Here is a 20745-nt window from a genome sequence, read left to right as displayed (position 1 = left end):
GGCAAACACAACAGGTACGTTCACAACGACAGATGGGGATTTGCGGATGAAATTAACAACAGGTAAGGCACTGCTGGCGGGTTGTATTGCGATGGCCATGAGCCAGGCGGCCATGGCGAAAGACATCAAGGTGGCGATCGTCGGGGCGATGTCCGGCCCGGTCGCGCAGTATGGCGACATGGAGTTTACCGGCGCGCGCCAGGCGATTGCCGACATCAACGCCAAGGGCGGCATCAAGGGCGACAAGCTGGTCGGCGTGGAATACGACGACGCCTGCGACCCGAAACAGGCGGTTGCGGTCGCCAATAAGGTGATCAACGACGGCATTCGCTACGTGATCGGCCACCTGTGCTCCTCGTCCACCCAGCCGGCGTCCGATATTTATGAAGACGAAGGCGTGATCATGATTACCCCGGCGGCCACCAACGCCGATCTGACCACCCGCGGCTACAAGATGATCATGCGCACCACCGGCCTGGACTCGGATCAGGGCCCGACCGCCGCCAAATACATCCTCAGCGACATCAAGCCGAAGCGCATCGCCGTGGTGCACGACAAGCAGCAATATGGCGAAGGCCTGGCGCGCTCGGTGCGCGACAGCCTGAAAAAACAGGGCACCGAAGTGGCGATGTTCGAAGGCATCACCGCCGGCGACAAAGACTTCTCCACCCTGGTGGCGCGCCTGAAGAAAGAGAATATCGACTTCGTGTATTTCGGCGGTTACTACCCGGAAATGGGCCAGATCCTGCGCCAGGCCAAGCAGGCCGGGTTGACCACCCGCTTCATGGGGCCGGAAGGCGTGGGCAACTCCTCGCTGTCCAACATCGCCGGGGCCGCTTCGGAAGGCATGCTGGTGACGCTGCCGAAGCGCTACGATCAGGTGCCTGCCAACCAGCCGATCGTCGATGCGTTGAAAGCCAAGAAGCTGGATCCGACCGGCCCGTTCGTCTGGACCACCTATGCCGCGCTGCAGTCGCTGACCACCGGCATGGAGCGCAGCGGCAGCCAGGAGCCGGCGGACATCGTCAAGGATCTGAAAACCGGCAAGCCGGTGGAGACCGTGATGGGGCCGCTGAGCTGGGATGACAAGGGCGATCTGAAAGGCTTCGAGTTCGGCGTGTTCGAATGGCATGCCAACGGCACGTCCACACCGATCAAATAAGCCATAATGATTAGGGTGGGGCGCGGCTCGCTGCGCCCGGCGGGTCGGCTTGCCGGCCCCGTCTCCCTTTACCCGCCGGTTCTCCGCCGGCGGGTTTCGCAGCCAAGGGTTCAGAGTATGTCAGAGCAGCTCCTCTATTTTCTGCAGCAGATGTTCAACGGCTTAACGTTGGGCAGCACCTATGCATTGATCGCCATCGGTTACACCATGGTTTACGGCATCATCGGCATGATCAACTTCGCCCACGGCGAGGTGTACATGATCGGCAGCTATGTCTCCTTTATCGTTATCGCCGCCCTGATGATGCTCGGCATCGACGTCGGCTGGTTGCTGATCGGCGCCGCGTTTCTGGTCTCGATCGTCATCGCCAGCGCCTACGGCTGGAGCATCGAGCGGGTGGCCTACAAGCCGGTGCGCAACTCCAAGCGCCTGATTGCGCTGATCTCGGCCATCGGCATGTCGATATTCCTGCAAAACTACGTCAGCCTGACGCAGGGCTCACGCGATCTGGCGCTGCCCAGCCTGGTGACCGGCCAGTGGGTGCTGGGGGAAAGCAACGGCTTCGCCGCCACCATCAGCACCATGCAGCTGACCATCTGGCTCGTGACCTTCCTGGCGATGCTGGCGCTGACGCTGTTTATCCGCTATTCGCGCATGGGCCGCGCCTGCCGCGCCTGTGCGGAAGACCTGAAGATGGCCAGCCTGCTGGGCATCAACACTGACCGGGTGATCTCGCTGACCTTCGTCATCGGGGCGGTGATGGCGGCGGTGGCCGGGGTGTTGCTCGGCCAGTTCTACGGCGTCATCAACCCTTACATCGGCTTTATGGCCGGCATGAAAGCCTTCACCGCCGCGGTCCTGGGCGGAATCGGCAGCATTCCCGGCGCGATGATCGGCGGCCTGGTGCTGGGCGTGGCGGAAGCGCTGACCTCCGCCTATCTCAGCACCGAATACAAAGACGTGGTGTCGTTCGCGTTGCTGATCGTGGTGCTGCTGATCATGCCGACCGGCATCCTCGGGCGTCCGGAGGTTGAGAAAGTATGAAACTCAATCTGCTCAATGCGCTGATCGCCACGGCGGTGCTGTTCGTGATGGCGTCGTTCCTGATGGGCATGCAGCTTAGCCTGGACGGCACCAAGCTGGTGGTGCACGGCGCGGCGGAAGTGCGCTGGATGTGGATCGGCATCGGCTGCGTCATCGTCTTTTTCTTCCAGCTGTTGCGCCCGCTGCTGCAGCAGGGATTGAAAAAAGTCTCCGGCCCGGCGTTCGTGCTGCCGAGCTTCGACGGCACCACGCCGCGGCAAAAGCTGCTGGCGGCTCTGCTCATCGTCGCGGCGGTCGCCTGGCCGTTCCTGGTATCGCGCGGCACGGTGGATATCGCCACCCTGACGCTGATCTACGTGATGCTGGGCCTCGGCCTCAACGTGGTGGTGGGCTTGTCCGGCTTGCTGGTGCTCGGCTACGGTGGTTTCTACGCCATCGGCGCTTACACCTACGCGCTGCTGAATCACTATTACGGCCTCGGCTTCTGGGAGAGCCTGCCGCTGGCGGGCATCGTCACCGCCGCCTTCGGCTTCCTGCTCGGTTTCCCGGTGCTGCGGCTGCGCGGCGACTATCTGGCGATCGTGACGCTCGGCTTCGGTGAGATCGTGCGCATCCTGCTACTGAACAATACCGAGATCACCGGCGGGCCGAACGGCATCAGCCAGATCCCGAAACCGACCTTTTTCGGCCTGGAGTTCAACCGCAGCGTGCGCGACGGCGGTTGGGATACCTTCCATAACTTCTTCGGCCTGAAATACGATCCGAGCGATCGCATCATATTCCTGTATCTGGTGGCGCTGCTGCTGGTGGTGCTGACGCTGTTCGTCATCAACCGCCTGCTGCGCATGCCGCTGGGGCGCGCCTGGGAAGCGCTGCGCGAAGACGAGATCGCCTGCCGCTCGCTGGGCCTCAGCCCGACGCGCATCAAGCTGACCGCCTTTACCATCAGCGCCGCTTTCGCCGGGTTTGCCGGCACGCTGTTCGCCGCGCGCCAGGGCTTCGTCAGCCCGGAATCTTTCACCTTCGTCGAATCGGCCTTCGTGTTGGCGATCGTCGTACTGGGGGGCATGGGCTCGCAGTTCGCGGTCATTCTGGCGGCGATCCTGCTGGTGGTGTCGCGCGAACTGATGCGCGATCTGAATGAATACAGCATGTTGCTGCTGGGTGCGCTGATGGTGTTGATGATGATTTGGCGGCCGCAGGGGCTGCTGCCGATGAAACGGCCGCAGCTGAAGCTGCAGGCGGCGGACATTCAGGCGGGCAAGGGGGAGCAGGCATGAGCGTTCAACCTTTACTGCAGGTGGAAGGCCTGTCGATGCGTTTCGGCGGGCTGCTGGCGGTCAACAACGTGGCGTTGACGCTGAACGAAGGCGAAATCGTGTCGCTGATCGGCCCCAACGGCGCCGGTAAGACCACGGTGTTCAACTGCCTGACCGGTTTTTACCGCCCGACCGGCGGCACCATCAAATTGCGCGATCGCCACCTGGAAGGGCTGGCGGGGCAGGCCATCGCCCGCATGGGCGTGGTGCGCACCTTCCAGCACGTGCGGCTGTTCCGTGAAATGACGGTGATCGAGAACCTGCTGGTGGCGCAGCATCAGCACCTGAAAAGCGGCGTGTTTGCCGGGTTGCTGAAAACCCCGGCCTTCCGCCGCGCCGAAGCCGAGGCGCTGACGCACGCGGCGGAGTGGCTGGAGCGCGTCGGCCTGCTGGAGATGGCCAACCGTTCGGCGGGCAACCTGGCCTACGGGCAGCAGCGGCGGCTGGAGATCGCCCGCTGCATGGTGACCCGGCCGGAGCTGCTGATGCTGGACGAACCGGCCGCCGGCCTCAACCCGAAAGAGACCGACGAACTGGATCACCTGATCGTCGAGCTGCGCGATCGGCATAAGGTATCGGTGCTGCTGATCGAGCACGACATGAAGCTGGTGATGGGCATCTCCGACCGCATTTATGTGGTGAATCAGGGCACGCCGCTGGCGCAGGGCACACCGGCGGAGATCCGCAACAACCCGGACGTGATCCGGGCTTATTTGGGCGAAGAATAATATGTTGTCATTCAATCAGGTATCCGCCCATTACGGCAAAATTCAGGCGCTGCATCAGGTCAGTCTCACGATAAGCCAGGGCGAAATCGTGACGTTAATCGGCGCCAACGGCGCCGGTAAAACCACGCTGCTCGGCACTCTGTGCGGTGAGCCGCGCGCCAGCGAAGGCAGCATCGTCTTTCAGGATCAGGACATCACCCAGTGGCAAACCTCGCGCATCATGCGCGAAGCGGTGGCGATCGTGCCGGAAGGGCGGCGCGTCTTCTCGCGCATGACGGTGGAAGAAAACCTGGCGATGGGCGGCTTCTTCGCCGATCGCCGGCAGTATCAACAGCGCATCGAACGGGTGTTCACTCTGTTCCCGCGCCTGCTGGAGCGCCGAAGCCAGCGCGCCGGCACCATGTCCGGCGGCGAACAGCAGATGTTGGCCATCGGCCGCGCGCTGATGAGCCAGCCGAAGCTGCTGCTGCTCGACGAGCCCTCGCTCGGGCTGGCACCGATCATCATCCAGCAGATCTTCGACATCATTCAGCAACTGCGGGAAGAGGGCATGACCATCTTCCTGGTGGAGCAAAACGCCAATCAGGCGCTGAAATTGGCGGACCGCGGTTATGTGCTGGAAAACGGCCGCGTGGTGTTGGAAGATACGGGGGCTGCATTGTTAGCCAACGAAGCAGTGAGGTCGGCGTATCTGGGCGGTTAATCCGCCCCCCTACGAATTAAAATAATCAGGTACGAGAAGAAGAAATGAAGACAGAAGGGTTACTCGCGCAGCGCATCGTTAACGTAAAAAGTTCGGCCATCCGTGAATTGCTTAAACACAGCAAGATGGAACACGTCATTTCGCTGGCGGGCGGCATCCCCTCTGATGCGCTGTTCGATTTCGAAGGATTGAGCATCGCCACCCAGCAGGCGATCACCGAACAGCCGAAAAGCGCGTTCCAGTATGGCCTGACCGAGGGCAGCCCGCTGCTGCGTGAGCGCATTTGCGCGCTGTGCGCCGAGCGCGGCGTCACCGCGCGCGCGGAAGAGGTGATGGTCACCGCCGGCTCGCAGCAGGCATTGGATTTGGTGATGCGCGCCATCGTCAACCCCGGCGACGTGTTCGTGGTGGAGCGCCCGACCTACCTGGCGGCGCTGCAAACGCTGGAGCTGGCGGAAGCCAACATCATGTCGGTCTCGTCAGACTGCGACGGTATGGTGGTGGAAGAGCTGGCCGAGCTGCTGAAAACCCAGCGCATCAAGGGCGTGTACGTGGTGCCGAACTTCGGCAACCCCAGCGGCATCACCCTGAGCGCCGCGCGCCGCGAACTGCTGGTGAAGCTGGCCGCCGAACATAATTTCCTGATCATCGAAGACGATCCGTACGGCGAGCTGCGTTTCACCGAAGAGCGCCACCCGACGCTGCATCAGGTGTCGCAGCGGGTGCTGGGCAACACCGACCACATCATTTATACCTCGACCTTCTCCAAGATCCTGGCGCCGGGTCTGCGGTTGGGCTGGGCGATCCTGCCGCCGTTCCTGCTGCATAAAGTGGCGATCATCAAGCAGGCGGCGGATCTGCACGCCAGCGCGCTGTCGCAGAGCATCGTCGAATGCTACCTCGGCCTGGATCGCCTGCCGGCGCAGATCGACAAGATCCGCGCCGCCTACAAACAGAAGGGCGAGATCCTGGCCGGATTGGTGGAGCAGGAGCTGGGCGACTACATCACCTTCGATAAGCCGAAGGGCGGCATGTTCCTGTGGGCGCGTTTCCGCCAGCCGTTCAACGCCACCGAATGGCTGAATACCACGCTGCAGCAGGGCGTGGTGTTCGTGCCGGGGGAATACTTCTTCTCCGACAACCCGGATCGTTCGACCTTCCGCCTGTCGTTCGCCACCGCCACCGAGCAACAAATGCAGGAAGCGGTGGCGCGCCTGCGCCGTTCGCTGTAATCCCCGCGGCGGCGGAGCCCATGCCCGCCGCCGACATCAAACTGCCATCTTCACTTCACTCTCCTGTCACATGGCTGTCACTTTTTAGTTATTTTTCTGTCATCCGCGCATGGCATGTTAGCTTCCGAACAAAAAACTGATTCTTTTCGCTCACGCGCTTTTACACCAGCTTTTTCAGGAGTTAGGCATGCTCACCTACGCTATTCGCAAAACCACGCTGTGCGTCGCATTGACCCTGGCGGTCAGCACTCAGGCGCTGGCGGCGACCGAGATCCCGTTCTGGCATTCGATGGAAGGCGAACTGGGTAAGGAAGTGGACTCCCTGGCGGATCGCTTCAACCAGTCGCACAGCGACGTCAAGATTGTGCCGGTTTACAAAGGCAACTACGAACAGAGCCTGGCGGCGGGCATCGCCGCTTACCGCTCCGGCAAGGCGCCGGCGATCCTGCAGGTTTACGAGGTGGGCACCGCCACCATGATGGCCAGCAAGGCCATCAAACCGGTCTACGAAGTGTTTAAAGAGGCCGGCATCAACTTCGACGAGTCGGTGTTCGTGCCGACGGTAGCCGGCTATTACACCGACAACAAGAGCGGCCATCTGCTGTCGCAGCCGTTCAACAGCTCCACGCCGGTGCTGTACTACAATAAAGACGCCTTCAAGAAGGCCGGCCTGAACCCGGATCAGCCGCCGAAAACCTGGCAAGAGCTGGCGGCGGATACCGCCAAACTGCGTGAGGCCGGCATGAAGTGCGGCTACGCCAGCGGCTGGCAGGGCTGGATCCAGCTGGAGAACTTCAGCGCCTGGCACGGCGTGCCGTTCGCCAGCGAAAACAACGGTTTCGGCGGCACCAACGCCAAGCTGGAGTTCAACAAGCCGCTGCAGGTCAAGCATATCGCGCTGCTCGAAGCGATGAACAAGAAGGGTGATTTCACCTACTTCGGCCGCAAAGACGAATCCACCGAGAAGTTTTATAACGGCGACTGCGCCATCACCACCGCGTCATCCGGTTCGCTGGCGGACATCAAGCACTACGCCAAATTCAACTACGGCGTCGGCATGATGCCGTACGACGCCGACGCGAAAAACGCGCCGCAGAACGCCATCATCGGCGGGGCCAGCCTGTGGGTGATGAACGGTAAAGACGCCGCCACCTACAAGGGCGTGGCCGAGTTCCTGCAGTACCTGGCGCAGCCGGAAATCGCCGCCGAATGGCACCAGAAGACCGGCTATCTGCCGATCACCACCGCGGCTTACGATCTGACCAAGCAGCAGGGCTTCTACGACAAGAACCCGGGGGCCGACGTCGCCACTCGCCAGATGCTGAACAAGCCGCCGTTGCCGTTCACCAAGGGCCTGCGCCTCGGCAACATGCCGCAGATCCGCAGCGTGGTGGATGAGGAGCTGGAAGGCGTATGGACCGGCAAGAAAACGCCTCAGCAGGCGTTGGACGCCGCCGTGCAGCGCGGTGATGTATTGCTGCGCCGTTTCGAAGCATCAACCAAGTAACCCTGCGTCGCGGGCCCGGCAGACCGGGCTCGCGTCTTCACGCCGATCCTTCCGTACCCGATTAATGGTTTAACTGCTATGTCATCTTCCCGTCCCGGTTTCGGCTGCAGCTGGTTGCCCTATGCGTTGGTGCTGCCGCAGTTGCTGATTACCGCCGTCTTCTTTTTATGGCCCGCCGGCGAGGCGCTGTGGTATTCGGTGCAGAGCCTCGATCCGTTCGGCCTGTCCAGCCAGTTTGTCGGGCTGGATAACTTTAAGCAGCTGTTTCAGGATCCTTACTACCTCGACTCGTTCTACACCACGCTGATCTTCAGCTTCCTGGTGGCGGGCATCGGGCTGGCGGTTTCGCTGTTCTTCGCCGCGCTGGTGGACTACGTGCTGCGCGGCAGCCGCCTCTATCGCACGCTGATGATCCTGCCCTATGCGGTGGCGCCGGCGGTGGCGGCGGTATTGTGGATCTTTCTGTTCAACCCCGGCCTGGGGTTGATCACCCATTTCCTCAACGGGCTGGGCTATAACTGGAACCATGCGCAAAACAGCGGCCAGGCGATGTTCCTGGTGGTGCTGGCCTCGGTATGGCAGCAGATAAGCTATAACTTCCTGTTTTTCCTCGCGGCGCTGCAGTCGATCCCGCGCTCGCTGGTGGAGGCGGCGGCCATCGACGGCGCCGGCCCGGTGCGGCGTTTCTTCCATCTGGTGCTGCCGCTGATCGCGCCGGTGAGCTTCTTCCTGCTGGTGGTCAATCTGGTGTACGCCTTCTTCGATACCTTCCCGGTGATCGACGCCGCCACCGGCGGCGGGCCGGTGCAGTCCACCACCACGTTGATCTACAAGATCTACCGCGAAGGCTTCGCCGGATTGGATCTCTCCAGCTCCGCCGCGCAGTCGGTGATCCTGATGCTGCTGGTGATCGGCCTGACGGTGATCCAGTTCCGCTTCGTTGAACGTAAGGTGCGCTATCAATGATTGAGAATCGACGCGGGCTGGATATCTTCAGCCATGTGATGCTGATTATCGGCGTGCTGGTGGTGCTGTTCCCGCTGTACGTGGCCTTTGTCGCCGCCACGCTGGACGACAAGCAGGTGTTTCAGGTGCCGATGACGCTGGTGCCCGGCGGCCACCTGTGGGAGAACATCCGCAATATCTGGCAGGGCGGCGTGGGCAACCTCAAGGTGCCGCTCTCGCTGCTGCTGCTGAACAGCGTGATCATGGCGCTGGCGATCACCTTCGGCAAGATCGCGGTGTCGGTGCTGTCGGCTTACGCCATCGTGTACTTCCGCTTCCCGCTGCGCAGCCTGTTCTTCTGGCTGATTTTCCTCACCCTGATGCTGCCGGTGGAGGTGCGTATCTTCCCGACGGTGGAGGTGATCTCCAACCTCAACCTGCTGGACAGCTACACCGGCCTGACGCTGCCGCTGATGGCCTCGGCCACCGCGACCTTCCTGCTGCGCCAGTTCTTCATGACGCTGCCGGATGAGCTGCTGGAGGCGGCGCGTATCGACGGCGCCGGGCCGATGCGTTTCTTCTGGGACATCGTGCTGCCGCTGTCGAAAACCAATCTGGCGGCGCTGTTCGTCATCACTTTTATCTACGGCTGGAACCAATACCTGTGGCCGATCCTGATCACCAGCGACGCCTCGATGGGCACCGCGGTGGCGGGCATCAAGAGCATGATCTCCACCTCCGGCGCGCCGACCCAGTGGAACCAGGTGATGGCGGCGATGATTCTGACTTTATTGCCACCGCTGGCGGTGGTGCTTCTGATGCAGCGCTGGTTTGTGCGCGGTCTGGTTGATAGCGAGAAATAACGACGATGGCAGGATTAAAACTACAGGCGGTCACCAAGTCTTACGACGGTAAAACGCCGGTGATCAAACAGATCGACCTCGACGTGGCGGACGGCGAATTCATCGTGATGGTCGGCCCGTCCGGCTGCGGCAAATCCACGCTGCTGCGGATGGTGGCCGGGCTGGAACGCACCACCAGTGGTGATATCTATATCGATACCCGGCGCGTGACCGATCTGGAGCCCAAGGATCGCGGCATCGCGATGGTGTTCCAGAACTACGCGCTTTATCCGCACATGAGCGTATACGACAACATGGCCTACGGCCTCAAGATCCGCGGTTTCGGCAAGGATCATATCCGCCAGCGGGTGGAAGAAGCGGCACGCATCCTGGAGCTGGAGCCGCTGCTCAAACGCAAACCGCGCGAGCTTTCCGGCGGCCAGCGCCAGCGCGTGGCGATGGGGCGCGCCATCGTGCGCGAACCGGCGGTATTCCTGTTCGATGAGCCGCTGTCCAACCTGGACGCCAAGCTACGGGTGCAGATGCGCCTGGAGCTGCAACAGCTGCATCGTCGTCTGAAAACCACCAGCCTGTACGTGACCCACGATCAGGTGGAGGCGATGACGTTGGCGCAGCGGGTGATCGTGATGAACAAGGGCGTGGCGGAGCAGATCGGCACCCCGAGCGAAGTGTACCAACGGCCGGCTTCGCTGTTCGTCGCCGGCTTTATCGGATCGCCGGCGATGAACCTGCTGCCAGGCACCCTGAGCGCCGACGGCGGCCAGCTGCTGCTGGCGGACGGCATGGCGCTGCCGTTGCCGGCGGCCAAACCGCAGTGGGCGGGGCGGCCGTTGACGTTGGGCATTCGGCCGGAGCATATTCAGTTGGTGGCGCAAGGCCAGGGCGTGCCGCTGCAGCTGCAGACGCTGGAGCTGCTGGGGGCCGATAATCTGGCGCACGGCCAGTGGGGCGGACACGGGGTGATCGCGCGGCTGTCGCATGAAACCTTGCCGGCGGCGGGCAGTACGCTATATTTGCAGCTGCCTGCTCAGGCGCTGCACTTCTTTGACACCGACAGCGGATTACGGATGGATTGATGACCAGACACTGGCCTTACCCTCATATTGTCGCCCACCGCGGCGGCGGTTCTCTGGCGCCGGAAAACACCCTGGCGGCGATCGACGTCGGCGCGCGCCACGGCCACAAGATGATCGAGTTCGACGCCAAGCTGGCGCAGGACGGGCAAATTTTCCTGCTGCACGACGACACGCTGGATCGCACCAGCAACGGCTGGGGCGTGGCGGGCGAGCTGCCGTGGGACAAACTGGTGCAGCTGGACGCCGGCAACTGGTACAGCTCGGCCTTCAAGGGCGAGCGGCTGCCGCTGCTGTCGGAGGTGGCGGAACGCTGCCAGGAACACGGCCTGATGGCCAATATCGAGATCAAACCGACCACCGGCAGCGACGATGAAACCGGCCGGGTGGTGGCGCTGGCGGCGCGGCTGCTGTGGCAAGGGCAGACCGATCCGCTGCTTTCTTCCTTCTCGGTGGACGCGCTGGCGGCGGCGCAGCGCACCGTGCCGGATTTGCCGCGCGGCCTGCTGCTCGAGGCCTGGGACGACAACTGGCGCGAGCTGACCGAACGCCTGGATTGCGTCTCGCTGCATATCGATCACAAAGCGCTGTCCGCCGAGCGGGTAAAAGCGTTGAAAGACGCCGGGCTGCGCATTCTGGTGTATACCGTCAACCAACCGGAACGCGCGCGCCTGCTGCTCGACTGGGGCGTTGACTGCATTTGCACCGACCGGATAGATTTGATCGGCCCGGATTTTTAATCCGGCGCCGATGAATCCCGCGACGACAAGCCTTGCCGCCGCACCACCGGAAGGAATGCGATGCCTGGCTTTATGATGTCACTGTGGCACCAGATCGTGCTGTCTTTACCGCTGTTTGTGCTGATCGCGTTGGGTTATGGGCTGATTCGCTGGGGGAAATGGCCTGCCGGCATCACCGATGGCCTGACGCGCTTCGTGTTTTCCCTCGCCTTGCCCGCCATGCTGTTTCGCATGATGTGCGACTTCTCGCAGCGCCCGGCGGTTGACGCCCGGCTGCTGATCGCGTTTTTCGGCAGTTGCCTGATCGTGTTCGTGCTCGGCCGTCTCGTCGCCCGGCACCTCTTTCGGCTGGATGGCGTCGCCGGATCGGTGTTTGCGCTGGGCGGCATTTTCTCCAATAACGTGATGCTCGGCTTGCCGATCGCCAGCGTGATGCTGGGGGAGGCGGCGATCCCGTCGGTGGCGCTGGTACTGGTGTTCAACGGCCTGATCCTGTGGACGCTGGTGACGGTGTCGATCGAATGGGCGCGCAACGGCTCGCCGACGCTGAGCGGCTTCGCCAAAACCGCGCGCAGCGTGCTGACCAATCCGCTGATCGTCGGCATTCTGTCCGGCACCCTGTTCAGCCTGACCGGCCTGCCGCTGCCGGCCTTCGTCGATCGGCCGATCAGCATGCTCGGCCAGGTGGCAGCGCCGCTGTCGCTGGTGGTGCTGGGCATGGGGCTTGCCGAGTACCGCATCGGCGAAGGCTGGCGGCTGAGCAGCGCCATCTGCGTGCTGAAACTGCTGGTGCAGCCATTAGTGATTTGGCTGCTGGCCTGGATGATGGATCTGCCGCCGATGGAGACCCGGGTTGTGGTGCTGCTGGGCTCGATGGCGGTGGGGGTGAACGTCTACCTGATGTCGCGCCAGTTCAATACGCTCACCGGCCCGGCCGCCACCAGCCTGGTGATGTCCACCGTGCTGGCGGCGATCACTACGCCGCTGATCCTCACCGTTATGGGCGTGCGGGCGTAGCCGGCATCGGCGCCTGCGGCACCGCCGGCGCGGTGCGATTGAACGGATCGCGCGGCTGGTTGCCGTTGGGCAGCAGCTGCCCGCCGTTCGGCGTGGTTTGCAACAGCTGCTGCCGTTGATTGTCGAACTGCCGTTGCTGCTGCAGGCGGCGTTGATCCATCTGCCGATTGTTCAACAGGCGCTGTTGCTGAGCCTGTTGGCTGTTTTGGTTGAGCAACTGTTGCTGTGAGCGCAGGTCGGTTACGCCGTTGGCCGCCGCAGCCAGGCCGGGCAGCCACAGCAGAACAAACAGGATGTGAGAAGTTTTCATAATGGTTACCTCGCCTTTTTATTAAGCCTAACCCAACGGTGAAATTTTGCCGGTAGTTTGTATTTTGTTCAGATGTAAACCGCCTTTTCGCCAACGCGGCGCGCATCTTCCGTTACAATCGCCCTTTCGGTCTTTTTAGGGTGAACCCATCGTGCTGCTTTTGGTTATAACCACCATCCTGTGGGCGTTTTCTTTCAGCCTGATTGGCGAGTACCTGGCGGGCCAGGTCGACAGCGGGTTCTCGGCGCTGGTGCGCATTGGGCTGGCGGCGTTGGTGTTCCTGCCGTTTCTGCGCTGGCGCAATATCAAGCCCAGGGTGATCCTGCTGTATATGCTGGTGGGCGCCTTCCAACTGGGCATCATGTACCTGTTCAGCTTCCGCGCCTATCTCTACCTGACGGTGCCCGAATTCCTGCTGTTCACCGTGCTGACGCCGCTGTACATCACCTTGATCTACGATTTGCTGAGCGGCCGGCGTCTGCGGTGGGGCTACGTATTCAGCGCGCTGCTGGCGGTGCTGGGCGCGGCGATCATCCGCTATCACCAGCTGAGCGAACACTTTTGGTGGGGGCTGCTGTTGGTGCAGGCGGCGAATATCAGCTTCGCCATCGGCATGGTCGGCTATAAGCGCCTGATGGAAGTGCACCCCTTGCCGCAGCACACCGCATTTTCCTGGTTCTACCTGGGGGCGGCGGTGGTGGCGGTGGTGGCCTGGTTCCTGTGGGGCAATCCGCAGCAGCTGCCGACCACCAATCTGCAGTGGGGCGTGTTGATCTGGCTGGGCGTGGTGGCGTCGGGGCTGGGCTACTTTATGTGGAACTATGGTGCGACGCAGGTTGATGCCGGCACGCTCGGCATCATGAACAACATGCATGTGCCGGCCGGTTTGTTGGTCAACCTGGCCATCTGGCAACAGCAGCCGCATTGGCCGAGCTTTATCATCGGCGGGGCGGTGATCGTCGCTTCGCTGTGGGTGCACCGGCGCTGGGTGGCGCCGAAACGGCTCGGCTAAGCGGGCGGGCCACCCGGCACGTTTATACGTCGGCCGTCAACGCTTTGGCACCGGCAGCGCCAGGGCGTGCCGCGTCGCGCACAAACGGCAGATGATCGCAGGCGTGCTGGCGGGCCGAGCGGATAAAGGCTTCGGTTACCGCCTGGCGCTGTTCGCCGTCGCGCACGGCGGCATACAGGCGGCTCCACAGGCCGTCACCCAGGGTTTTGGTCACTATCAGCCCCTGCTGTTCGAAACTTTCCACCACCCAGTGCGGCAGCGCCGCAATCCCCATCCGCGCCGATACCATCTGGATCAGCAGCAGCGTGTTATCGACGTTCTTCAACGCCGGGCTAACGCCCGCTGGCTGCAGAAAATGCCGCCAGATATCCAGCCGCTGGCGCTGCACCGGGTAAATCAACAGCGTTTCGTCACTCAAGTCTTCCGGCTCGATGTGCGGCTTGCCGGCCAGCGGATGATCCGGCGCCAGCACCAGGCGTACCTCGAAATCGAACATCGGTGAATAGTGCAGGCCGCTGCGCGGCAGAATATCCGACGTCATGACCAGATCCAGCTCGCCCTGTTGCAAGGCCGGCTGCGGATCGAAAGTCACGCCGGAAGTAAAGTCCATCACCACCTGCGGGAAACGCCGGCGGAAGTTGTCCAGCGCCGGCGTCAGCCACTGAATGCAGCTGTGGCATTCGATGGCGATGCGCAGCGTGGTCTGATGCGGCTCGTGGCAGGCCTGCAGCGCCTGTTGGATCTGCGGCAGCACCTGTTCCGCCAGCTGCAGCAGGATCTCGCCCTGGGCGGTGAAGCGCAGCGGCTGGCTCTTGCGTACGAACAGCTTGAAGCCCAGACGTTGCTCAAGATCGCTGAACTGGTGCGACAGGGCAGACTGCGTCTGATGAAGTTGGGCCGCCGCCCCCGCCAACGAACCGCTGTTGCGCAGGGCCTGCAGCGTCCGTAAATGTTTCAGTTCGATCATGAGAGTCCTTCACATTGACAGTGAATAAATTGCGCTTGTGGTTAATACAGTACCTGCTGATTATGGATGTGTAAACATCTGGACGGCTAAATGGGGAATATGACGATGGCAATTTTGAATCACACACTGGGTTTTCCTCGCGTTGGGCTACGACGTGAGCTGAAAAAAGCTCAGGAAAGCTACTGGGCCGGCAACTCAACGCAGGAAGAGCTGTTGGCGGTTGGCCGCGAGCTGCGCGCTCGTCATTGGCAACAGCAACAGCAGGCCGGGGTGGATTTGGTGCCGGTCGGCGATTTCGCCTGGTACGATCATGTGTTGACCACCAGCCTGCTGCTGGGCAACGTGCCGGCGCGCCATCAGAATGCGGATGGCACGATCGATCTGGACACGCTGTTTCGCATCGGCCGTGGCCGCGCACCGACCGGCGAGCCGGCGGCCGCGGCGGAAATGACCAAATGGTTCAACACCAACTATCACTACATGGTGCCCGAATTCCAGCAAGGCCAGCAGTTCAAGCTGGGCTGGACTCAGCTGCTGGACGAAGTGGACGAAGCGCTGGCGCTCGGCCATCGCATCAAGCCGGTGCTGCTGGGCCCGGTGACCTATCTGTGGCTGGGTAAGGTGAAGGGCGAGCCGTTCGACCGCCTGTCGCTGCTGAAAGACATCCTGCCGGTTTACCAACAGGTGCTGGCCGAGCTGGCGAAACGCGGCGTCGAGTGGGTGCAAATTGATGAACCTGCGCTGGTGCTGGAGCTGCCGCAAGCCTGGCTGGATGCGTTCAAACCGGCTTACGACGCGCTGCAGGGGCAGGTGAAGCTGCTGCTGACCACGTATTTCGACAGCGTCGGCCACAACCTCGATACCGTCCGCACGCTGTCGGTGCAGGGGCTGCACGTCGATCTGGTCGCCGGCCATGACGATATTGCCGCGCTGAGCGCCGCACTGCCGAACGACTGGCTGCTGTCGCTGGGGGTCATCAACGGCCGCAACGTCTGGCGCGCCGATCTGAGCCGCTGGTTCGAACGTCTTCAGCCGCTGGTGGGCACCCGCCCACTGTGGATCGGCAGCTCCTGTTCACTGCTGCACAGCCCGATCGACCTGAGCGTGGAAAGCCGTCTGGACGAAGAAGTGAAAAGCTGGTTCGCCTTCGCGCTGCAAAAATGCGCCGAGCTGGCGCTGTTGAGCTCGGCGCTGAACGCGCCTGACGCGGCCAAGCAGGCTGAACTGGATGCCTACAGCGCACCGATCCGCGCCCGCCGTCAGTCGAGCCGCGTGCACAACCCACAGGTTGAGCGTCGCCTGGCCGCGATCACCGCGCAGGACAGCGAACGCCACAGCGCTTACGCCGAGCGCGCCAGGGCGCAGCGCGAACGTTTCAACCTGCCGGCCTGGCCGACCACCACCATCGGTTCGTTCCCGCAGACCACCGAGATCCGCGGCCTGCGTCTGGACTTCAAACAGGGCCGTTTGGACGGCAACAACTACCGCACCAGCATCGGTGAGCACATCAAACAGGCGATCGTCGAGCAGGAGCGCCTCGGGCTGGACGTGCTGGTGCACGGTGAAGCCGAGCGTAACGACATGGTGGAGTATTTCGGCGAGAACCTGGACGGCTTCGTGTTTACCCAAAACGGCTGGGTGCAGAGCTACGGCTCCCGCTGCGTGAAGCCACCGGTGATCATCGGCGACGTCAGCCGCCCGGAAGCCATCACCGTCGAATGGGCCAAATTCGCCCAGTCGCTGACCGACAAGCCGGTGAAAGGCATGCTGACCGGGCCGGTGACCATCCTGTGCTGGTCGTTCCCGCGTGAAGACGTGACCCGCGAAGTGATTGCCAAGCAGATTGCGCTGGCGCTGCGCGACGAGGTGGAAGATCTGGAAAAAGCCGGTATCGGCATCATCCAGATCGACGAACCTGCACTGCGTGAGGGGCTGCCGCTGCGTCAATCCGACTGGGCCGCGTACCTGAACTGGGCGGTGGACGCCTTCAAATTGAACGCCGCCGTGGCGCGGGACGACACCCAAATCCACACCCACATGTGTTACTGCGAGTTCAACGACATCATGGACTCCATCGCCGCGCTGGACGCCGACGTGATCACCATCGAGACCTCGCGTTCCGATATGGATCTGCTGGAAGCTTTCAAAGAGTTCGAATACCCGAACGAAATCGGGCCGGGCGTCTACGATATCCACTCGCCGAACGTGCCGAGCGTGGAATGGATTGAAGCGCTGCTGCGTAAAGCGGCGCAGAATATCCCGGCGGAACGCCTGTGGGTTAACCCGGATTGCGGCCTGAAAACCCGCGGCTGGCCGGAAACCCGGCAGTCGCTGGCCAACATGGTATTGGCGGCACAGCGCCTGCGCGAGCACGCGTGATGCCGTGCGGCGGATAAACCGCCGCTTATAGATTTACTGGTGTGATGATTGGGCGCTTCGGCGCCCTTTTTTATGCGCGGGAAATTATTTGACGCCGTGCTGGGCGAACCATGCCAGCATGCGCTGCCAGCCGTCTTGCGCCGCTTCGGCGTTGTAGCTGGGGCGATAGTCGGCGTTGAACGCATGCCCGACTTCGGGATACACCACGATTTCGGCCTCGGCGTTGGCGGCGCGGATCGCCTGACGCATGGTTTCCACCGTCTCCAGCGGGATGCCGCTGTCCTGCCCGCCATACAGCCCCAGCACCGGCGCCGACAGGTGGGTGGCGACGTCGACCGGCTGCTTCGGTGAATTCAGCGTTTTCTCGCCGACCAGTTTGCCGTACCAGGCGACCGCCGCCTTCAACTGCGGGTTATGCGCCGCGTACAGCCAGGTGATGCGGCCACCCCAGCAAAAACCGGTGATCGCCAGCTTGCCGGCGTCGCCGCCGTGGCGGATAGCCCAGTGCGCGGCGTGATCCAGATCCGACAGCACCTGACGATCCGGCACCTTGGTGACCAACTGCTGGAACAGCTCGCCGATATCGGTGTAGTCGTTGGCGTCGCCCTGGCGGAAATAGAGCTCGGGCGCGATCGCCAGATAGCCCTGCTTGGCCAGGCGGCGGCACAGATCCTGAATATGTTCATGGACGCCGAAGATTTCCTGCACCACCAGCACGATGGGGAAAGGGCCGCTCTGGTCGGCGGGTTTGGCGACGTAGGCCGGCAGCGCGTCGCCCTGAGAAGGAATGGTCGTTTGCCCGGCGTGAATGCCCTGTTCGTCGGTGATAATCGCGGAGGCGGCCAACGGCGCGGCGGCCGGGGCGAATCCCCCCTGAGCCTGTTCTAATGTCATCACATGTTCGGTTTTCATTGCGGTCTCCGTGCAATAGAAAAAAGCGCTGAGATTAACTATAGGAAAGATTATCCATTATTGGCGCTGCGTGGCGCACTTTCGGACAAGTTGATAAAAAACGGCTAATTATCTGGCTTTGCGGCATTTTTAAGCGCTTTTTATCATGTTATTACGCGTTTTGCCCCGCGTAAGTGCCATAAGGTGCGTTAGAGGGCTTTTTTGTCCCTAAGCAACCGATAAGATGGGGTTATTTGGGATTGATCAGCTAAATAGTTTCAGCCGGCAACCGACGGGCAGAGGGCGGCAAGATTTGTCGGCTAGACTGAGGTATAGCGGTGCGCTCTGGGGGCGTTATAGTGCTTTTTTGTGATAAAAATCACAAAAAATATGTAGCATGTAATTTGTTTCTCTTTTCATAGTGACTATCGTCACGAAATTAAGCGGCGATTTTCAGTAGAGTGCTTTTTTGTTCCTCCCAATAAACATGATCCATGAGGAGTCTCGTATGTCTCAGTCTGACGTTTTTCATCTCGGCCTCACCAAGAACGATTTACAAGGGGCCCAGCTTGCCATCGTGCCGGGCGATCCGCAGCGCGTAGAGAAGATTGCCAAGCTGATGGAAAATCCGGTGCATCTGGCCTCCCATCGTGAATTCACTACCTGGCGCGCGGAGCTGGACGGCAAGGCGGTGATCGTCTGCTCTACCGGTATCGGCGGCCCGTCTACCTCTATTGCGGTGGAAGAGCTGGCGCAGCTGGGCATTCGCACCTTCCTGCGCATCGGCACCACCGGCGCCATTCAGGCGAACATCAACGTCGGTGACGTGCTGGTCACCACGGCGGCGGTACGCCTCGACGGCGCCAGCCTGCACTTTGCGCCGATGGAGTTCCCGGCAGTCGCTGACTTCGCCTGCACCACCGCGCTGGTGGAAGCGGCCAAGGCCAGCGGCGCTACCACGCACATTGGCGTGACCGCCTCCTCCGATACCTTCTATCCGGGCCAGGAGCGTTACGACACTTACTCCGGCCGCGTGGTCAGCCGCTTCAAAAGCTCGATGGAAGAGTGGCAGGCGATGGGCGTGATGAACTATGAAATGGAATCCGCCACGCTGTTGACCATGTGCGCCAGCCAGGGCCTGCGTGCCGGCATGGTGGCTGGGGTGATCGTCAACCGCACCCAGCAAGAGATCCCGAACGCCGAGACCATGAAAAACACCGAAAGCAAAGCGGTGCAGATCGTGGTGGACGCCGCCCGCCGCCTGCTGTAATCGCCTTTCCCCCAACGGGCCGCCGACGCGGCCCGTTTTTCCATTCGCGGCGAATCTGTTACGGTGATACTCCTCAGCGCTGCACCGATGGCTGCCGCGCGTTGTCATAACAAAAACAACGAGGACGTTTATGACCGCCCAGATCCTGCTTCATCCTTCGCTCGCGCCGCTCGACGGCGGCATCAATTTCCGCGACTTCGGCGGCAACGGCGTGGCCGACGGGCGCCGCATCAAGCGCGGCCTGCTGTTCCGCTCCGGTTCCCTCGAGCGGCTGACGGAAAACGACTGCACCTTTCTCGCCGGCGTGCCGGTGCGCTCGGTGCTGGACTACCGCGATGCCGACGAGGTGCAGGCCAAGCCGGATATTCTGTGGAATGGCGCCGATTATCACCACGTGCCGGCCAACCCGCTGAGCAGCGAAGTCAACGCCAACCTGGAGAAGCTCACCAACGAGACGCTGGCCGCCTTCGACGCCCGGGCGTTCATGCTGGAGCTGTATCGCCGCCTGCCGTTCGGCAATGCGGCCTATCAGCGGCTGGCGCAGCTGTTGAGCAATCCTGGCGGCGGCGCCATCGTGCAGCACTGCGCGGTCGGCAAGGATCGCACCGGGGTCGGTTCGGCACTGGTGCTGTTCGCGCTGGGGGCCGACGAAGCGACGGTGCTGGAAGACTATCTGCTGACCGAAACCACGCTGGCCACTTTCCGCGAGCAGATGCTGGATCAGCTGTCTATCAAGCTGAATGCGGCGGCGCTGGAGCAATTCGCCTACGTGCTCAGCGCGCGCGAGGAGTTCCTGATGACGGCGCTGGGCTGCATCCGTCAGCAATACGGTTCCACCGATCGCTGGCTGGAAGCGGAATACGGCCTGGGCGCAGCCCAGCGCGAAGCGCTGCAGGCGTTCTACCTCGAGTAAATCGCCGCGCGTTTAGCCGGGGTTTAACTCGCCCCGGCCTATCCTAGGCGGCGAATTATCGCGTATCAGGAGCCCCGCATTGAGCCTCAATGACGTTATCAACTGGGTCAGCGACGTCGTGCGTCAGCACGAAGGTTGGGCCATTCCCATCATCTTCTTCCTGGCGTTCGGCGAGTCGCTGGCGTTTTTGTCGCTGCTGCTGCCGGCCACGGTGATCCTGCTGGCGCTGGGCGCGCTGATCGGCGAAAGCGGCATCGCCTTTTGGCCGATTTGGGCCGCCGCCGCCGTCGGGGCGTTTTTCGGCGACTGGCTCTCTTACTGGATCGGCTATCACTATCAGGATCGCGTGGCCCATATGTGGCCGCTGTCGCGCAATCCGCAGTTGCTGGTGCGCGGCCACGCGTTCTTTGAACGCTGGGGCGTGCTGGGCATTTTCATCGGCCGCTTCTTCGGCCCGCTGCGCGCCGTGGTGCCGCTGGTGGGCGGCATTTGCGGCATGCCGCAGCGTTATTTCCAGTTAGCCAACGTCACGTCGGCGATGATCTGGGCGTTCGGCATTCTGGCGCCGGGGGCATTCGGCATCAAGTGGCTCAGCCAGTGGCTGGGCTGATTTCTCGCTAAATTGCGCAGCGCCGCGCAATATTGTGCTCGGCGGGCAAAATCAGGCTGG

General features: G+C 62.1%; 20 protein-coding genes. 17 read left to right on the top strand and 3 right to left on the bottom strand.

The annotated features are described in order from the left end of the window. The first annotated feature begins 46 nt into the window (after nt 1-46). The 12 genes from ACJ8HN_RS19955 (at nt 47) to ACJ8HN_RS19900 (ending at nt 12333) form a co-directional block, all read left to right on the top strand. On the top strand, nt 47-1162 hold the full coding sequence (locus ACJ8HN_RS19955) for a branched-chain amino acid ABC transporter substrate-binding protein (protein WP_033636684.1): 1116 nt from the start codon (nt 47-49) through the stop codon (nt 1160-1162). Nucleotides 1163-1279: 117 nt separating this feature from the next. Beyond that, a complete protein-coding gene (gene livH / locus ACJ8HN_RS19950; protein ID WP_015376290.1) occupies nt 1280-2206 on the top strand; it encodes a high-affinity branched-chain amino acid ABC transporter permease LivH in 927 nt (308 codons plus the stop codon). Continuing rightward, entirely contained in the window at nt 2203-3486 is a 1284-nt protein-coding gene (locus tag ACJ8HN_RS19945; protein WP_033649658.1) for a high-affinity branched-chain amino acid ABC transporter permease LivM, read from the top strand. Before livH ends, ACJ8HN_RS19945 begins: the two co-directional genes overlap by 4 nt. Next, nucleotides 3483-4253, top strand: a complete 771-nt coding sequence (gene livG / locus ACJ8HN_RS19940; protein WP_033636686.1) for a high-affinity branched-chain amino acid ABC transporter ATP-binding protein LivG — start codon at nt 3483-3485, stop codon at nt 4251-4253. Before ACJ8HN_RS19945 ends, livG begins: the two co-directional genes overlap by 4 nt. A 1-nt stretch (nt 4254) precedes the next feature. After that, nucleotides 4255-4956, top strand: a complete 702-nt coding sequence (gene livF / locus ACJ8HN_RS19935; RefSeq protein WP_033649661.1) for a high-affinity branched-chain amino acid ABC transporter ATP-binding protein LivF — start codon at nt 4255-4257, stop codon at nt 4954-4956. A gap of 44 nt (nt 4957-5000) precedes the next feature. Further along, nucleotides 5001-6188, top strand: coding sequence for an aminotransferase-like domain-containing protein (locus tag ACJ8HN_RS19930; protein ID WP_033655137.1), 1188 nt, complete (start codon nt 5001-5003; stop codon nt 6186-6188). A gap of 187 nt (nt 6189-6375) precedes the next feature. After that, on the top strand, nt 6376-7695 hold the full coding sequence (ugpB, locus tag ACJ8HN_RS19925; RefSeq protein WP_033636688.1) for a sn-glycerol-3-phosphate ABC transporter substrate-binding protein UgpB: 1320 nt from the start codon (nt 6376-6378) through the stop codon (nt 7693-7695). Nucleotides 7696-7773: 78 nt separating this feature from the next. Beyond that, nucleotides 7774-8661 carry a sn-glycerol-3-phosphate ABC transporter permease UgpA gene (ugpA, locus tag ACJ8HN_RS19920; RefSeq protein ID WP_015376293.1) on the top strand — a complete coding sequence of 296 codons (888 nt, stop codon included), beginning with the start codon at nt 7774-7776 and terminating at the stop codon, nt 8659-8661. Then, a complete protein-coding gene (gene ugpE, locus ACJ8HN_RS19915; RefSeq protein ID WP_254519964.1) occupies nt 8658-9503 on the top strand; it encodes a sn-glycerol-3-phosphate ABC transporter permease UgpE in 846 nt (281 codons plus the stop codon). The genes ugpA and ugpE overlap by 4 nt, the downstream gene beginning before the upstream one ends. A 5-nt stretch (nt 9504-9508) precedes the next feature. Next, nucleotides 9509-10579: a sn-glycerol-3-phosphate import ATP-binding protein UgpC gene (locus tag ACJ8HN_RS19910; RefSeq protein ID WP_047569772.1), complete on the top strand. Its 1071-nt coding sequence runs from the start codon at nt 9509-9511 to the stop codon at nt 10577-10579. Beyond that, on the top strand, nt 10579-11316 hold the full coding sequence (gene ugpQ / locus ACJ8HN_RS19905) for a glycerophosphodiester phosphodiesterase (RefSeq protein ID WP_197860058.1): 738 nt from the start codon (nt 10579-10581) through the stop codon (nt 11314-11316). Before ACJ8HN_RS19910 ends, ugpQ begins: the two co-directional genes overlap by 1 nt. Nucleotides 11317-11376: 60 nt before the next feature. Further along, a complete protein-coding gene (locus ACJ8HN_RS19900; protein ID WP_060426717.1) occupies nt 11377-12333 on the top strand; it encodes an AEC family transporter in 957 nt (318 codons plus the stop codon). On the opposite strand, the gene ACJ8HN_RS19895 is transcribed toward ACJ8HN_RS19900, so the two are convergent. Further along, on the bottom strand, nt 12314-12643 hold the full coding sequence (locus ACJ8HN_RS19895) for a hypothetical protein (protein WP_033649665.1): 330 nt from the start codon (nt 12641-12643) through the stop codon (nt 12314-12316). The two genes, ACJ8HN_RS19900 and ACJ8HN_RS19895, sit on opposite strands and share 20 nt — an antisense overlap. A gap of 151 nt (nt 12644-12794) precedes the next feature. Between ACJ8HN_RS19895 and ACJ8HN_RS19890 the strand changes: the two genes are divergently transcribed. Beyond that, a complete protein-coding gene (locus ACJ8HN_RS19890) occupies nt 12795-13655 on the top strand; it encodes a carboxylate/amino acid/amine transporter (protein WP_033649666.1) in 861 nt (286 codons plus the stop codon). A gap of 22 nt (nt 13656-13677) precedes the next feature. Here the strand turns inward: ACJ8HN_RS19890 and metR are convergent, their stop codons facing one another. Continuing rightward, nucleotides 13678-14622 (bottom strand): HTH-type transcriptional regulator MetR, encoded by a 945-nt coding sequence (gene metR, locus ACJ8HN_RS19885; RefSeq protein ID WP_033649667.1) that lies wholly within the window; start codon nt 14620-14622, stop codon nt 13678-13680. A gap of 90 nt (nt 14623-14712) precedes the next feature. Here metR and metE point away from each other — a divergent pair, with 90 nt between their 5' ends. After that, nucleotides 14713-17001 (top strand): 5-methyltetrahydropteroyltriglutamate--homocysteine S-methyltransferase, encoded by a 2289-nt coding sequence (gene metE / locus ACJ8HN_RS19880; protein WP_442523853.1) that lies wholly within the window; start codon nt 14713-14715, stop codon nt 16999-17001. A gap of 84 nt (nt 17002-17085) precedes the next feature. On the opposite strand, the gene ACJ8HN_RS19875 is transcribed toward metE, so the two are convergent. Then, nucleotides 17086-17913, bottom strand: a complete 828-nt coding sequence (locus tag ACJ8HN_RS19875) for a dienelactone hydrolase family protein (RefSeq protein WP_038874174.1) — start codon at nt 17911-17913, stop codon at nt 17086-17088. 487 nt (nt 17914-18400) lie between these two features. Between ACJ8HN_RS19875 and udp the strand changes: the two genes are divergently transcribed. The 3 genes from udp (at nt 18401) to ACJ8HN_RS19860 (ending at nt 20685) form a co-directional block, all read left to right on the top strand. Then, nucleotides 18401-19162, top strand: a complete 762-nt coding sequence (gene udp / locus ACJ8HN_RS19870) for a uridine phosphorylase (protein ID WP_442523852.1) — start codon at nt 18401-18403, stop codon at nt 19160-19162. Nucleotides 19163-19292: 130 nt separating this feature from the next. Next, nucleotides 19293-20075, top strand: coding sequence for a tyrosine-protein phosphatase (locus tag ACJ8HN_RS19865; RefSeq protein ID WP_049209368.1), 783 nt, complete (start codon nt 19293-19295; stop codon nt 20073-20075). 79 nt (nt 20076-20154) lie between these two features. After that, entirely contained in the window at nt 20155-20685 is a 531-nt protein-coding gene (locus tag ACJ8HN_RS19860) for a DedA family protein (protein ID WP_033649669.1), read from the top strand. Nucleotides 20686-20745 lie beyond the last annotated feature (60 nt).

It is taken from the genome of Serratia sp. CY29653 (assembly GCF_052169255.1).
Lineage (GTDB): Bacteria > Pseudomonadota > Gammaproteobacteria > Enterobacterales > Enterobacteriaceae > Serratia > Serratia sarumanii.
This window is presented reverse-complemented; position numbering and strand designations above follow the sequence as displayed.

Excerpts from the sequence above, each read along its gene's own strand:
- ACJ8HN_RS19955 (WP_033636684.1), top strand. The coding sequence starts at position 47 with ATGAAATTAACAACAGGTAAGGCACTGCTGGCGGGTTGTATTGCGATG.
- livH (WP_015376290.1), top strand. The coding sequence starts at position 1,280 with ATGTCAGAGCAGCTCCTCTATTTTCTGCAGCAGATGTTCAACGGCTTA.
- ACJ8HN_RS19945 (WP_033649658.1), top strand. The coding sequence starts at position 2,203 with ATGAAACTCAATCTGCTCAATGCGCTGATCGCCACGGCGGTGCTGTTC.
- livG (WP_033636686.1), top strand. The coding sequence starts at position 3,483 with ATGAGCGTTCAACCTTTACTGCAGGTGGAAGGCCTGTCGATGCGTTTC.
- livF (WP_033649661.1), top strand. The coding sequence starts at position 4,255 with ATGTTGTCATTCAATCAGGTATCCGCCCATTACGGCAAAATTCAGGCG.
- ACJ8HN_RS19930 (WP_033655137.1), top strand. The coding sequence starts at position 5,001 with ATGAAGACAGAAGGGTTACTCGCGCAGCGCATCGTTAACGTAAAAAGT.
- ugpB (WP_033636688.1), top strand. The coding sequence starts at position 6,376 with ATGCTCACCTACGCTATTCGCAAAACCACGCTGTGCGTCGCATTGACC.
- ugpA (WP_015376293.1), top strand. The coding sequence starts at position 7,774 with ATGTCATCTTCCCGTCCCGGTTTCGGCTGCAGCTGGTTGCCCTATGCG.
- ugpE (WP_254519964.1), top strand. The coding sequence starts at position 8,658 with ATGATTGAGAATCGACGCGGGCTGGATATCTTCAGCCATGTGATGCTG.
- ACJ8HN_RS19910 (WP_047569772.1), top strand. The coding sequence starts at position 9,509 with ATGGCAGGATTAAAACTACAGGCGGTCACCAAGTCTTACGACGGTAAA.
- ugpQ (WP_197860058.1), top strand. The coding sequence starts at position 10,579 with ATGACCAGACACTGGCCTTACCCTCATATTGTCGCCCACCGCGGCGGC.
- ACJ8HN_RS19900 (WP_060426717.1), top strand. The coding sequence starts at position 11,377 with ATGCCTGGCTTTATGATGTCACTGTGGCACCAGATCGTGCTGTCTTTA.
- ACJ8HN_RS19895 (WP_033649665.1), bottom strand. The coding sequence starts at position 12,643 with ATGAAAACTTCTCACATCCTGTTTGTTCTGCTGTGGCTGCCCGGCCTG.
- metR (WP_033649667.1), bottom strand. The coding sequence starts at position 14,622 with ATGATCGAACTGAAACATTTACGGACGCTGCAGGCCCTGCGCAACAGC.
- metE (WP_442523853.1), top strand. The coding sequence starts at position 14,713 with ATGGGGAATATGACGATGGCAATTTTGAATCACACACTGGGTTTTCCT.
- ACJ8HN_RS19875 (WP_038874174.1), bottom strand. The coding sequence starts at position 17,913 with ATGAAAACCGAACATGTGATGACATTAGAACAGGCTCAGGGGGGATTC.
- udp (WP_442523852.1), top strand. The coding sequence starts at position 18,401 with ATGTCTCAGTCTGACGTTTTTCATCTCGGCCTCACCAAGAACGATTTA.
- ACJ8HN_RS19865 (WP_049209368.1), top strand. The coding sequence starts at position 19,293 with ATGACCGCCCAGATCCTGCTTCATCCTTCGCTCGCGCCGCTCGACGGC.